Source organism: Burkholderia sp. 4M9327F10, assembly GCF_005503145.1.
Taxonomy (GTDB): domain Bacteria; phylum Pseudomonadota; class Gammaproteobacteria; order Burkholderiales; family Burkholderiaceae; genus Paraburkholderia.
On the sequence record NZ_SCNV01000033.1, the window covers coordinates 45242 to 57062 of the forward strand.

An 11821-nucleotide genomic window follows, 5' to 3' on the forward strand; every position below is an offset into this window, starting at 1 on the left:
CGCTACTCAAGGGATAGGCATTGATGCCCCGCGAGTTGCGCAGGCGCATCCTTCTCCTGTTCTTCTTCGGCCCATGGACATCGCTCACGATCTGCAGTCGGTTCTTGCTCAGGAAAACACGCTGGTGTTCCCCCATTTCGACGCCGACCGTGCGTGGCAGGTCGGCGCCTATCTGCACGAGCTCGGCAAGGCGCGCGGACTCGCGCTTGCTATCGACGTGCGCACCTTCGGTCAGCCGCTCTTCTTCAGCCTGCTCGCTGGCGCCACGCCTGACAACGCCGATTGGGCGCGTCGCAAGGGGAACGTGGTCGCGCATTTCCGGCGCAGTTCTTATGCGATCGGTTTGCGCATGCAGCAGGCAGGCAGCACGCTCGCTGAAAAGCACGGCTTGCCGCTCAATGAATATGCCTCGCACGGCGGTGCTTTTCCGTTGACGGTCGCCGGTGCGGGCGTGATCGGTTCGATCACGGTGTCCGGCTTGCCGCAACGAGCCGATCATGAACTGGTTGTCGAAGCACTGTGCGCGCATCTCGGTCACGACTACAGCAAGCTCGCGCTTGCAAAGGCCTGAACCAATGCGCGTGCCTCCTTATGCGCTGCTTGCGATCGCCATCGTCGCTGAAGTTGTTGCTACCTCGGCGCTACGCGCGGCCGAGGGTTTCTCCCGCGTGTTGCCTAGCGTGATTGTGGTGCTCGGATATGGCGTAGCGTTTTATTGTCTTTCTCTCACGCTCAAGAGCATTCCGGTCGGCATCGTCTATGCGGTCTGGTCCGGCGCCGGCATTGTGCTGATTACGCTCGTTGCGCTCGTGCTGTATCGCCAGGTGCCCGATTGGCCTGCCATCGTTGGACTGGGCCTCATCATTTCCGGCGTGGTCGTGCTGAACCTGTTTTCGAAGATGCAGGCGCACTGATACGCTGTGCGCCTTATTTGCAGCGGATGACCATCGAGCGATTCTTCACGTTCGCTGAAACCACGTTGGTTACGCTGCCGCCGGCTGCACCGCCCTGGTCGTTGTCTTTCGAGATGATGTCGTAACCGGTGGGGCCACAAGCCTGGCCTGCCTGGACGTAGCACGATGCCCAGCTCGAACTGGCGTCCGCCCCGCTGCAGTTCACCGCGAAACCGGTTTCGCCGTTCGGCAGATGGATCAGCGAGGTTGTGTTCGACGACGCACACCCGCTCAAGCCGCCCACGAGCAACGCGGCCGCCGCAGCGGGCAGCGCGCCGATGCGCACGAACCCGCGCACAACGGCGGACGCTGTCATGCCGGCGCGGAGGTGGCCAAGCGGGTGAAGGCGCTGGGCAAATTGCTTCATGGTGTGTCCTTGTTAGACGAATCGGGACAGCAACGCAAGTGAGCCGTCGTCGCTGCTTCCAGCGGTCAAGGGCGTAGGGGCTGGGACGCGCCGCTCAGGCGTGTTCAGGGCATTCTGATCCCAGCCGGTTCCGTTTAGCCCCCCACGCACGGAACGTGCCTGTCGCGTTACGGGCGCATCGCGCGGTCTGACATGGGGCGCCTGCGGCATCTGCGGTAAGTGGGACACCTGCGGTACGTGCGGCGTCAAAGGTGGACCTCAAAGGTGGACCGCGGTCCGCTCGGGCGAGTACCATAACCGCCAGATCCGAACCGCGCCGCCGCTTTGGCCGGCGCCTGATTTTCCGACGGATTCTTCTGATGAGGCGACCATGGAAATTCGGTTTCCCGCGGACGCACCCGCTTACCGCGATTCCAATCTGACTGTCGTATTTCCGGCGCTGGTCGATGGCGAGGCCGTGCCATGCGCGATCTCGGTCGAAGCGCTCGAGGACCATTTCGGCGCATGCTCCGAAGACCGGGAAGGCTGGATGCGTGCTTTCGACGCGGGGCGCGGCCGCATTGAGGCGGTGGCGCGCGAGCATTTGCAGATCAGCAACGGCACGCCCGTGTTGCTGAAGAGCGGACACTTTCCGCCGGGCAACGCAGCAGGCATGTAAGCGGTGGGGCTGTATCCAGCAAAGCGCCACTCCACCAAGGCAACTACTCGCACAGCCTGCCGCCGTATCGGACCTTCAGGCGGCCACCTTCAGCGCATCTCTAGCCGCCTCGAAGGCGAGGCGAATGCCTTGCTCATAGGAAGTCTTCCTGATGGGCCCGATCAAACCTTGCAGGGCGCTGTCTTCGAGTATGAGCGGCTCGCTCACGAGGTAATTCATCTCGACCGTTTCCCGGATGATTGGATTGAACAGTCCGAGCACGCGCAGCATCGGCTTGCCGGCCACCATCAGCTTGGGTTCGCGTCCCGCTAACGCATACGCTTTGGTGGCTACTTCGCGCTGGGTAATCGTCCCGGCGCCCGCAAGATGCAGCCAGCGGCCGTAAGCCTGCGGCGTGCGAGTCAGCGTTTCGACCACCGGGCCGACATCCGGCACGAACACAAATTCATGCGGCACGTCGATCGGGCCGATCATCTGGGCGCGTGTGCCGCGCGCCGCACCCTCGAATACGCCATTCAGAAAGCTGCGTTCGATGCGCGGGCCGTAGAAGTCCGGTAGGCGCAACACGAGCGTGGAGAGTCCATCGCGGCCATGCGCATCGAGCACCAGATTTTCCTGGGCGAGCCGCATGCGGCCCTTGAAGGTATGCGGCTCACGCGGATGCGCTTCCGTAACCGGATTGCTTTGCGCGCGGCCGTAGGGATAGACGGTGCCGATCAGGATCAGTCGTTCGACACCCGCCGCGCGCAAGCCCGCAAGCGTTTTTTCCATCAGGGGCGGATGCTTTTCGAACTGGTCGTAGGGCACGCCGACCAGATACACGGCGGTCTGCAAGCCTCGCGCCGCCGCAGCGATCGAGGCCGGCTCCTCGGGATTCCAGGTTGCGATTTCCGCGTGCGGATCCCGCCCGAAGGCGGCTTGCAGCGCGCTGCGCGAGCGGCCGATGACCCGATAGTGGCGGCCGGCGGCCGCGAGTGCGACCGCAATGCTTTGTCCGATGGCCCCGGCCGCGCCGAACAGACCGATTTTTCCTGCGTTATCCATGACGACTCCTTGAAAAAGTGACCGGTCGCGAGGTGCCGGTCGTAAATGACCTTTGGAAACTTTATGAACGTCGTTCAGTAAACGGTGTTCAGTTTAATTTGACTTTTCAGTTTGTCAACCGGAAAATGCGTCACATGGGAATAACCGAACGTAAGACTCGCCAGAAGCAGGCGCTGCGTGAACGCATCCTCGATGCGGCGCGGCGTATCGTGATTCGTGAAGGCTTTGCTGCGCTGTCGATGCGCAAGATCGCCGACGCCATCGAATATTCACCGGCCACGCTGTACCTGCACTTCGAGAGCCGCGACGAGATCGCGCGCGCGCTTTGTGCGGAGGGCTACGAGCAGTTGCTCGCCAGCTTCGAGCCGCTCGCGCAGATTGCCGATCCGGCCGAACGCCTCAAGGCGCTGGCCCGTGCCTATATCGCTTTTGGCGTTGCGCATCCGCAGACCTACCGGCTGATCTTCATGGAAGATCCGACCTATATGAGCGCGGCGCTCTATAGCGGAGGGCACGGGGACAAAGGTTCTGGCAAGCAGCCCGATAGCGGGGCTGCAGGCGCCGCTGAAGGGCAGGCCGGCGGGAAGCTGGACGACCCGTCCGGTCAGCACGGGCAACAGGCCACGAAGGATGACGCCAACGAGGGCGCGCGGCTCATCAACCCTGCGGCGGGCGACGAGTCCAGCGACGCCGCAATGCGCCTGATGGTGGGCTCGCTCGAAGAGCTGAGGGCGGCGGGGCGCCTGCCTGCGTCGATGGATGGCGCGGTCTGGGCGCAAGCCTTGTGGGCGACGATGCACGGTATCGTCGCGCTCAATCTGACCTGTCCCGTGTTTCCGACAGCACCGCTCGAGACCGTCATCGACGCCGCGCTGGAAGCGTGGTTCGGCGCGCGCGAGCCGATGGCACAGGCCGCACCGGCGTCCCCGGTTGCAGAGGCGTCTACCGGCCCCGCCGCGCCTTCCCGTCCCACGCGTGCGCGCCGCCCGGCTGCGAAACCGAAAGCCGTCGGCGCGTGATAACGTTCTTCCCTCCAACCGACCTAGCCTTTTCAACCGCTACGCCATGTCTACTTCCGAAGCATCCGCCGTCAGTGGCGAAGTCACCACCTACGTTGCCAATCGCATCGGTTTTATCGAACTGGAGCGCCCGAAGGCATTGAACGCACTGTCGACCGGCATGATCCGGGCGATTCACACCGCGCTCGAAGCCTGGCGCGAAGATCCCGGCGTACTTGCAGTGGTGGTGCGCACCGCGCATCCGCGCGCGTTCTGCGCGGGCGGCGACGTCCGCTTCCTGTACGAGACGGTTCAGCGCGGCGACGACGCGGCGCGCGATACCTTCTTTATCGAGGAATACCGCCTTAATCACGTCATCTTTACTTATCCGAAGCCCTACATTGCCTTGACGAACGGCGTCGTGATGGGCGGCGGCATGGGGATCTCGCAAGGCGCGCATCGCACGGGCGGCCTGCGCGTGGTGACCGGCTCGACCCGCATGGCGATGCCGGAGACGCGTATCGGGCTCTTTCCCGACGTTGGCGCGGGCTGGTTTCTCGCGCGCACGCCGGGCGCCCTCGGCCGCTATCTGGCCGTAACCGGAGAGACGATCGGCCCGGCTGACGCGCTATATGCGGGGCTGGCCGACGCCTATATCGACGACGAAGCGCTGCCCGCGCTCGTCGACACGCTGCGCAGCGAGGTGTTCGAGCGCGGCGCCGATGTGGTGGCATGTGTGGAGCGTGAAACGGCGGCGTACAGGGTCGCGCCGACCCCTGATACCTCGATGCTGGCGAGCACGCGCTCGTTTATCGACGGGCATTTTGCGCTGCCGGATATGGGGCAGATTCTGGCTTCGCTGGAAGCGGAAAAAGCCGGCTGCGAGGCCGCCGAATGGGCGGAGCAGACGATCGGCGTGCTGCGTGAGCGCTCGCCGCTGTCGATGGCGGTGTCGCTGGAGGTTGTGACGCGCGCAGAGGGCGCCATGGCGGATTGTCTGCGCCGCGATCTGGATCTGACGCGCACGAGCTTTGCGCACGGCGACGTGGTCGAAGGCATTCGCGCCCGCATCATCGACAAGGACAACGCCCCGCGCTGGCGCTTCGCGCGTATTGAGGACGTCAGCGTCGACGATGTCGCGAAGATGTTCGAAAGCCCCTGGTCGGCGGCGGAGCATCCGCTAGCCGATCTGCAGGGCTAAAGCGCAGAACCCCGAAGGGAACCGCCCGGGTTCCCTCAAGCCTCGTCTTCAGGCGCCATGAACGCGCGCATGAAGACGAGCGCACCCCATCCCCACATGGCATTGGCGGCGAAAGCCATGGCGAGCCGCGGCAGCATGTTGCCGCTCGGCCAGATGCCGCGCAGCGGGTCGACCACGAACACGCTCGCCGCGGTGAGCGCGATGCCGCCGAACACGAACGCCTGAATCCACGGTGCGCGGCGCTCGGGCGCCACGCGCAGCAACCACGCCATCAACACCGCCCACACGGCGCTCCAGATCGCATTCGCAATGAATTCAGGCAGCCCGAGCGGCTGGAACGGCGCGGTCGAGAAGCCTGCCGGGTCGATCAGCCCGGCGGCGTGCAGCAGCGCGAGTGTCGATTCGTGAAAGAACAGTGAGGCCAGAAAACCGGACACGAACGGCAGGATGATTTTTTGCATGCGGTGCAGCACCAAGGGCTCGGGCGGCGCAATGGGTACGAAAAAGGTACGAAATGATGCGCAATGCAACCCGGGCCGGATTATCGAAAGACGCGTCATTATATAGACGGTCTGTCTGATTCGAGGTGGGCTGCCGTATGCTGCAGCGTCGGGCTAATCACGAAAGTGGAAAACCTAAGCTAAAAAAAATCGTTCAAAAGGCTGGGGCCGGTCCATAGACTGCTTCCTCATGTAGACGGCACGGGCGCCGTCGCCCACTTACCGCGCGCCGGCGAGGCGCGTGTTTCGTCAAGGGAAGCCGTTGCGATGTCCTGTCTGAAGCCGAACGCCATCCTCCCCGCCGGAGCGTTTGTGCGCGGCCGGCTTTGCTGCTAGGCCGCTTTCCGCCCGCCATTCGCGCGGCTTGCGGTCCGCACGGCTTGCTGTCCCGGTTTGCCGTGCGGCGCCTTGCCTCACGGTGCGGTGAAGTTTGCCCTGTGGGCGCGCCGAGCCGTTCGCCCCGTCAATCTATCCAGTCTCGAACAAGCAGGAGCAGTCAATGAATGTGTTCTGGTTCATCCCGACTCACGGCGATAGCCGCTATCTCGGTACGTCCCAAGGCGCACGCGCAGCCGATTACGACTATTTTCAGCAGATCGCCGTCGCCGCCGATACGCTCGGCTACGAGGGCGTGCTGCTGCCCACCGGCCGCTCATGTGAAGATGCCTGGGTGGTCGCCTCGAGCCTGATTGCGGCGACGCGGCGCCTGAAGTTCCTCGTCGCGATTCGCCCGGGCATCACCTCGCCGGGACTCGCGGCGCGCATGGCTTCGACCTTCGACCGGCTCTCGGGCGGGCGTCTGCTGATCAACGTTGTGACGGGTGGCGATGCAGCGGAACTAGAAGGCGACGGCGTGTTCGTCAGTCACGACACCCGCTACGAGATCACCGACGAATTCCTGCACATCTGGCGCAAGACGCTCACCGCGGCGCACACCAACGATACGATCGACTTCGAGGGCAAGCATCTGAGCTCGAAGGGCGGCAAGCTGCTGTATCCGCCCGTGCAGGAGCCGCATCCGCCGCTGTGGTTCGGCGGTTCGTCGCCGGCCGCGCACGAGATGGCGGGCGAGCATATCGACACCTATCTGACCTGGGGCGAACCGCCTGAAGCGGTTGCGAAGAAAATCGCCGACATTCGCGCCCGCGCCGAGGCGCGTGGCCGCAAGATCAAGTTCGGGATCCGCTTTCACGTCATCGTGCGCGAGACCGAGGAGGAAGCATGGGCCGCCGCCGACAAGCTGATCAGCAAGCTCGACGACGAGACCATCGCTCGCGCGCAGGCGTCGTTTGCCAAGATGGATTCCGAAGGGCAGCGCCGCATGGCCGCGTTGCATGGCGGCAAGCGCGGTGGCCGTCAGGACCTCGAGGTCTATCCGAACGTCTGGGCTGGGGTGGGGCTCGTGCGTGGCGGAGCCGGAACGGCACTGGTCGGCAGTCCTGAGCAGGTGGCGGAGCGCATGAAAGAGTACGCGGAGCTGGGCATCGAAACCTTCATCTTGTCCGGCTATCCGCACCTGGAAGAGTCGTACCGCTTTGCCGAACTGGTGTTTCCGCTCTTGCCGAACCGCAAGCGCACGAGCGCGAGCGGACCGCTCTCGGGGCCGTTTGGCGAGATCGTCGGCAACAACTACTTGCCGAAGGTCAGCGCAAGCTGATGGCGGCACGGGCGTGCCGGTGCGCGCATGGGCGGGTGCAGCGAAGCGCATCTCTCGCCGCATGCGCCGGGTGCCGGCCCCCTATGTCTGGACACGAAGTGGAGTAAGCGATCATGGCTCAATCCAATCTAACTGAAGGCAGGTGGCGGCGGCTCGGCGCACATCTTGCGCCGTGGATCGCGCCGCTCGCGATCCTGCTCGCGTGGGAGTTTGCGGCTCGCAGCGGCCTGCTCTCGACGCGGGTGCTGCCCGAACCCCTCGCGGTGGTGAAGGCGGCATGGTCGCTGATCCAGTCGGGCGAGATGTGGGCCGATGTGAAGGTCAGCACGTGGCGTGCGGTCTCGGGCTTTGCAGTGGGCGGCAGCATCGGTCTTGCGCTCGGTCTCGCGACGGGCCTCTTCAGACCGATCGAAGTGGCGCTCGACTCGACCGTGCAGATGGTCCGTAATATCCCGGCACTGGCGATGATCCCGCTCGTGATCCTGTGGTTCGGCATTGAAGAAGAGGCGAAGGTGTTCCTCGTCGCGCTCGGCGTCTTCTTTCCGATCTATGTGAATACCTTTCACGGCATCCGCTCGGTGGATGCAAACCTGATCGAAATGGCGCGCAGCTATGGCGTAAAGGGTGTGCGCCTGTACTGGGATGTGATCCTGCCGGGCGCGCTGCCGTCGATTCTGGTTGGCGTGCGCTTTGCGTTCGGCCTGATGTGGGTCACGCTGATCGTCGCGGAAACGATCTCCGCGCAATCCGGTATCGGCTATATGACGATGAATGCCCGCGAGTTCCTGCAAACCGACGTGGTGGTCGTCGGCATCCTGCTGTACGCCGCGCTCGGCAAACTGGCCGACCTGCTGGCGAAGACGCTCGAACGCGTCACGCTGCGCTGGCATCCGGCCTATCAACGGGGAGCGAAAGCATGACGGCCTCGACATTTTCGACGAGCTTCGGTGGCGTTGCAGGCGCCGATCTCGAGGCGGAACTGGCGCAGGCCCGCACGCTCGACCGTGACGCGGAAGAAGCCGCTGAGGGGTGGCCGGCGCATGCCTCGGGAGCGCTGGCGCGGCAGGCGCCGCGCAGTGGGGACCACGCGGTGGAACTGCGCGGTGTCGCCAAGCAGTACGGCAAGCGTACGGTGCTGAACGATTTCAATCTGTCGATCGAGCGCGGCAGCTTTGTCGCGATCGTCGGCCGCAGCGGCTGCGGCAAGTCCACCTTGCTGAGGCTTGTAGCCGGGCTCGAGACTCCGAGCTCGGGCGTGCTCGAGAAACGCACTGCGCAAGGCCAGCCGCTCGACACTCGCATCATGTTTCAGGATGCCCGGCTGTTGCCGTGGAAGAGCGTGCTGCAGAACGTGATGCTCGGCCTGTCTCGCGGCGCGCGTGAGGATGCGCGTGCGGTGCTCGCCGAAGTGGGGCTGCTGGAGCGGGCCAACGACTGGCCGGCCCAGTTGTCCGGCGGACAGCGTCAACGGGTGGCGCTCGCGCGTGCGCTCGTGCATCGGCCGCAGTTGCTGCTGCTCGACGAGCCGCTCGGGGCGCTCGACGCGCTCACCCGCATCGAGATGCATGCACTAATCGAACGCCTGTGGCGCGAGCATCGCTTTACTGCTCTGCTTGTCACGCACGACGTGCATGAGGCAGTCGCGCTGGGCGACCGGATTTTGCTGATCGAAGAAGGGCGCATTGCGCTCGATCAGCCCGTGCCGCTCGAGCGGCCTCGGGCGCGGGCTTCGGCGGGTTTTGCCGCGCTCGAAGAACATGTGCTGCAGCGTGTGCTGAAAACCGCGCCGGATGATGGCGTACTCGCGCCTCGCGACGTGGATTCCGCTCACGACAGCCGTATCGTCCGGCCGACTGAAGTCCGTTGGGCTGTCTAACCTTCCTTGCTTGACCGTTTTTTATCGATCTACTGGAGTCACTCGATATGAGCATTTCCGCAATCAATGTACGCAATCAGTTCAAAGGCAAGGTAAAGGAAATCATCCGCGGCTCGGTGGTGTCCGAAGTCGATGTCGAGACGCCGTTTGGCATCGTGACTTCGGTGATTACAACCCGTTCGGTCGACGAACTCGACCTGAAGGTCGGCTCGGAAGTGGTGGCGCTGGTGAAGTCGACGGAGGTGTCGATCGCTCGCCTGTGAAGCCGTGCAGCGCGTGCGTGGCGGCATGCCGACAGGGTTGCCGCTGTCCTGTTCGTGGCCCGGCTATTTTGCGGCGGCCGCGCTGGCCGGCGGCGCATGCATCATCTTGTCCTGAACCGACTTGGGCGGCCGCTTGACCGGCATATGATCCGGGTTGGCCGGATTGGCGGCGCCGGCTACGTCAGGCGGTTTCACCATCGAGGCGCCGTTCTCCTTGGGCGGAGTCTGAGCGAGCGCGGCTGCGGTTGCGAACGTACCGAGTAAGCAAGCTGCTGCGAGCGATACAGGTTTCCGCTGTCTCATCCCATCCTCCCCCGTGGCCGTGCTTCGCGCCTGACGGCCCGCCACTGCCCGCCACTGCCCGCGCCGCCAGGCGGTCTGTTCCTCCGTAGACCTCGATCCGATCGGAAAATTCGCTGTGCCTTGAAAATCTTGTGAGCGGCTCTTGCCGCCTGGAAGAGCCGCGGACGAGAAGCGCCCGCGCTGCCCGCGCCGCTTCGGGGCATTCAGGCCAACTGCGGCTTAACGCCCCTTCGGACACGGAAACGCCGCTTGCAGCGAGCGCAGGATGGCGAGACCCACCGGGAAGTCATCGGAAAGCCCCGGGTGATTCGTGAAAAATTCGTCGAGCATCGGGTAGACCGTCTGGGGGCCGATCGGCAGGTTTTCGGGCGGGCAGAAGAGCGGTGGGCGTTTCTTCGAGATCAGATCGCCGTTGGCCCAACCCAGTTCGTTCAGCGCGCCCGTGATGTAGGCGGCGTACACCGAATTGTTGTCGGCGTGCGCCCATTGCTTGTATTGCTCGGCCGTCATCTCGGCGTTTGCGTTGAGCGCGAAACATGCTGTGAGCAAGCTCAGCGCGAGTGTGCGAATTCTTGACTGCATTGTTGCATCCTCATGCCCTAACGTTTTAGCCGGCTATTGTAGGTCAGGCGGCAGGTTTGCCGCGGGTACGATAAAAAAAGGCCCACCAGGGGAAGTGGGCCGCAAGAGTGTGAGAGACAAAATCCTCTCAGGGAAGAGGAGAGGGCAGTGTAGGGCGTCTTTGTGTGAATTGGGTTTCAGAGGCGGTTACGTGCCTTACGGTTTCTAACGCGGTGGCAGGGGGTGTCGCCGCTTGGCGTGGATGGTGTGCGCGATGATGGTCTGGATGATCGAAGGCCGCATCGGCTTTTTCGGGTAGGGTCGGCTGGATAACGATGAGATCTGGATTTTATATATTGCAATCCTAAGTAAATTACCCGATTGGTCCTGTGCAAGTTTATTGTGTTTGGATCAGGAACACAATTTGCTGCCCCCTTGGTCAGGGCTCATTCAAGCGAGCGTTCGCAGCATGCCGGACGTGAAAATAACCTGACCGCGCGGGAGGAACGATGCGAAAAAGACTTGTCAGTGGATTGATCGTGGGCGCCACAGGGCTGTTGGCATTGCCTGGTCTGGCGTTCGCCCAGGCACAGGCCTATACCAACAGCCCTGTGAATCTGTATGCCGGCCCAGCGGACGATTACCCTGCGGTGTCACAGTTGCCCGCCGGTGCGCCGGTCACGGTGATGGGGTGCGTGAGCGGCTACACCTGGTGTGACGTGGTATTGCCGGATCTGCGGGGGTGGGTCTATGCAGGTAATCTCAGCTACCCGTATCAGGGTAGCAATGTGCCCATCCTGACCTACGGAACGGTGATAGGCCTGCCGGTGGTGACCTTCTCAATCGGCGCTTATTGGGGCAACTATTACCGCGGGCGCCCTTGGTATAACGACGAAGCACGCTGGGCTCATCATGCGCCACCGCCGCCTGGACCACCGCCCGGGCGAGGCGGCACACCGCGGGTGGTTCGCGGCGCACCGCCCCCACAACATGGCGCGCCACCTCCGGGACCGGGCAATCCGCCGCCGGCGCATGCTGCCCAGCAGCCGATGCATGCAGGCCCGCCGCAGGCGCAAGGTGGCCCACAGCCCGTACATGGCGGTTCTCCACAGGAACAGCATGGGGCGCCGCCCATGGAGCATGGCGCAGCGCCGCAGCCACATGGCGGCCCGCCGGCCGGTCACGCTGCTCCTCAGCCAGAGCACGGCGGAGGCGGTGGCGGACACGACGATCATGAACAGCACAACTAGGGTGAGGATCTGTGCACGGAGGCAGCCGGACGGATGTCTCCATGTCGATGGAGCGTCCTGACGTCGACTGCGTGATTGCAACCGCCCGCATGTCACGCGGCGCAATTGCCCGTTAAACGGAGCAGAAGACAAGGATTGGCGAGTGACTGAAAATCAGCGGATCAGTCTGAATTCAATTCAGAAATACGCT

Annotated in this window: 15 protein-coding genes; 10 read left to right on the forward strand and 5 right to left on the reverse strand. The window is 63.7% G+C overall.

Translation table 11 applies throughout. The annotated features are described in order from the left end of the window. The first annotated feature begins 73 nt into the window (after positions 1–73). Together FFS45_RS25665 and FFS45_RS25670 are read left to right on the forward strand one after the other, a co-directional pair. Entirely contained in the window at positions 74–571 is a 498-nt protein-coding gene (locus tag FFS45_RS25665; protein WP_137957442.1) for a heme-degrading domain-containing protein, read from the forward strand. Positions 572–575: 4 nt separating this feature from the next. Beyond that, positions 576–914 (forward strand): multidrug efflux SMR transporter, encoded by a 339-nt coding sequence (locus tag FFS45_RS25670; protein WP_137957443.1) that lies wholly within the window; start codon positions 576–578, stop codon positions 912–914. 13 nt (positions 915–927) lie between these two features. On the opposite strand, the gene FFS45_RS25675 is transcribed toward FFS45_RS25670, so the two are convergent. Continuing rightward, positions 928–1269: a hypothetical protein gene (locus FFS45_RS25675; RefSeq protein WP_137957500.1), complete on the reverse strand. Its 342-nt coding sequence runs from the start codon at positions 1267–1269 to the stop codon at positions 928–930. 421 nt (positions 1270–1690) lie between these two features. Here FFS45_RS25675 and FFS45_RS25680 point away from each other — a divergent pair, with 421 nt between their 5' ends. Further along, complete coding sequence (locus FFS45_RS25680) at positions 1691–1978, forward strand: DUF1488 domain-containing protein (RefSeq protein WP_137957444.1); 288 nt, start codon at positions 1691–1693, stop codon at positions 1976–1978. Between the two features lie 75 nt (positions 1979–2053). On the opposite strand, the gene FFS45_RS25685 is transcribed toward FFS45_RS25680, so the two are convergent. Beyond that, positions 2054–3022 carry an NAD-dependent epimerase/dehydratase family protein gene (locus tag FFS45_RS25685; protein WP_137957445.1) on the reverse strand — a complete coding sequence of 323 codons (969 nt, stop codon included), beginning with the start codon at positions 3020–3022 and terminating at the stop codon, positions 2054–2056. 134 nt (positions 3023–3156) lie between these two features. Between FFS45_RS25685 and FFS45_RS25690 the strand changes: the two genes are divergently transcribed. Both FFS45_RS25690 and FFS45_RS25695 read left to right on the forward strand, forming a co-directional pair. Next, positions 3157–4041 (forward strand): TetR/AcrR family transcriptional regulator, encoded by an 885-nt coding sequence (locus tag FFS45_RS25690; protein ID WP_137957446.1) that lies wholly within the window; start codon positions 3157–3159, stop codon positions 4039–4041. 46 nt (positions 4042–4087) lie between these two features. Continuing rightward, positions 4088–5221: an enoyl-CoA hydratase/isomerase family protein gene (locus FFS45_RS25695; protein ID WP_137957447.1), complete on the forward strand. Its 1134-nt coding sequence runs from the start codon at positions 4088–4090 to the stop codon at positions 5219–5221. A gap of 35 nt (positions 5222–5256) precedes the next feature. Here the strand turns inward: FFS45_RS25695 and FFS45_RS25700 are convergent, their stop codons facing one another. After that, positions 5257–5682: a hypothetical protein gene (locus FFS45_RS25700; protein WP_137957448.1), complete on the reverse strand. Its 426-nt coding sequence runs from the start codon at positions 5680–5682 to the stop codon at positions 5257–5259. A gap of 538 nt (positions 5683–6220) precedes the next feature. On the opposite strand from FFS45_RS25700, the gene ssuD reads away from it, so the two are divergent. From ssuD to FFS45_RS25720, 4 genes are all read left to right on the forward strand, one after another. Then, the gene (ssuD, locus tag FFS45_RS25705; RefSeq protein WP_137957449.1) at positions 6221–7378 is read left to right on the forward strand and encodes an FMNH2-dependent alkanesulfonate monooxygenase; all 1158 of its coding nucleotides are present in this window, start codon (positions 6221–6223) and stop codon (positions 7376–7378) included. 113 nt (positions 7379–7491) lie between these two features. Next, a complete protein-coding gene (gene ssuC, locus FFS45_RS25710; protein WP_249362926.1) occupies positions 7492–8298 on the forward strand; it encodes an aliphatic sulfonate ABC transporter permease SsuC in 807 nt (268 codons plus the stop codon). Then, complete coding sequence (locus FFS45_RS25715; RefSeq protein WP_137957450.1) at positions 8295–9254, forward strand: ATP-binding cassette domain-containing protein; 960 nt, start codon at positions 8295–8297, stop codon at positions 9252–9254. The genes ssuC and FFS45_RS25715 overlap by 4 nt, the downstream gene beginning before the upstream one ends. 47 nt (positions 9255–9301) lie before the next feature. Beyond that, positions 9302–9517 (forward strand): molybdopterin-binding protein, encoded by a 216-nt coding sequence (locus FFS45_RS25720; protein WP_115782798.1) that lies wholly within the window; start codon positions 9302–9304, stop codon positions 9515–9517. Between the two features lie 63 nt (positions 9518–9580). On the opposite strand, the gene FFS45_RS25725 is transcribed toward FFS45_RS25720, so the two are convergent. Further along, entirely contained in the window at positions 9581–9820 is a 240-nt protein-coding gene (locus tag FFS45_RS25725; protein ID WP_137957451.1) for a hypothetical protein, read from the reverse strand. A 219-nt stretch (positions 9821–10039) separates the two neighbouring features. Further along, positions 10040–10402, reverse strand: coding sequence for a hypothetical protein (locus tag FFS45_RS25730; RefSeq protein ID WP_137957452.1), 363 nt, complete (start codon positions 10400–10402; stop codon positions 10040–10042). A gap of 488 nt (positions 10403–10890) precedes the next feature. On the opposite strand from FFS45_RS25730, the gene FFS45_RS25735 reads away from it, so the two are divergent. After that, positions 10891–11631, forward strand: a complete 741-nt coding sequence (locus tag FFS45_RS25735) for an SH3 domain-containing protein (RefSeq protein ID WP_137957453.1) — start codon at positions 10891–10893, stop codon at positions 11629–11631. Positions 11632–11821 lie beyond the last annotated feature (190 nt).

What these genes read in the sequence shown, in the direction of transcription:
- ssuC (WP_249362926.1), top strand. Translation starts at nt 7,492, where the DNA reads ATGGCTCAATCCAATCTAACTGAAGGCAGGTGGCGGCGGCTCGGCGCA.
- FFS45_RS25725 (WP_137957451.1), bottom strand. Translation starts at nt 9,820, where the DNA reads ATGAGACAGCGGAAACCTGTATCGCTCGCAGCAGCTTGCTTACTCGGT.
- FFS45_RS25675 (WP_137957500.1), bottom strand. Translation starts at nt 1,269, where the DNA reads ATGACAGCGTCCGCCGTTGTGCGCGGGTTCGTGCGCATCGGCGCGCTG.
- FFS45_RS25735 (WP_137957453.1), top strand. Translation starts at nt 10,891, where the DNA reads ATGCGAAAAAGACTTGTCAGTGGATTGATCGTGGGCGCCACAGGGCTG.
- FFS45_RS25695 (WP_137957447.1), top strand. Translation starts at nt 4,088, where the DNA reads ATGTCTACTTCCGAAGCATCCGCCGTCAGTGGCGAAGTCACCACCTAC.
- FFS45_RS25670 (WP_137957443.1), top strand. Translation starts at nt 576, where the DNA reads ATGCGCGTGCCTCCTTATGCGCTGCTTGCGATCGCCATCGTCGCTGAA.
- FFS45_RS25700 (WP_137957448.1), bottom strand. Translation starts at nt 5,682, where the DNA reads ATGCAAAAAATCATCCTGCCGTTCGTGTCCGGTTTTCTGGCCTCACTG.
- ssuD (WP_137957449.1), top strand. Translation starts at nt 6,221, where the DNA reads ATGAATGTGTTCTGGTTCATCCCGACTCACGGCGATAGCCGCTATCTC.
- FFS45_RS25730 (WP_137957452.1), bottom strand. Translation starts at nt 10,402, where the DNA reads ATGCAGTCAAGAATTCGCACACTCGCGCTGAGCTTGCTCACAGCATGT.
- FFS45_RS25685 (WP_137957445.1), bottom strand. Translation starts at nt 3,022, where the DNA reads ATGGATAACGCAGGAAAAATCGGTCTGTTCGGCGCGGCCGGGGCCATC.
- FFS45_RS25665 (WP_137957442.1), top strand. Translation starts at nt 74, where the DNA reads ATGGACATCGCTCACGATCTGCAGTCGGTTCTTGCTCAGGAAAACACG.
- FFS45_RS25680 (WP_137957444.1), top strand. Translation starts at nt 1,691, where the DNA reads ATGGAAATTCGGTTTCCCGCGGACGCACCCGCTTACCGCGATTCCAAT.
- FFS45_RS25690 (WP_137957446.1), top strand. Translation starts at nt 3,157, where the DNA reads ATGGGAATAACCGAACGTAAGACTCGCCAGAAGCAGGCGCTGCGTGAA.
- FFS45_RS25715 (WP_137957450.1), top strand. Translation starts at nt 8,295, where the DNA reads ATGACGGCCTCGACATTTTCGACGAGCTTCGGTGGCGTTGCAGGCGCC.
- FFS45_RS25720 (WP_115782798.1), top strand. Translation starts at nt 9,302, where the DNA reads ATGAGCATTTCCGCAATCAATGTACGCAATCAGTTCAAAGGCAAGGTA.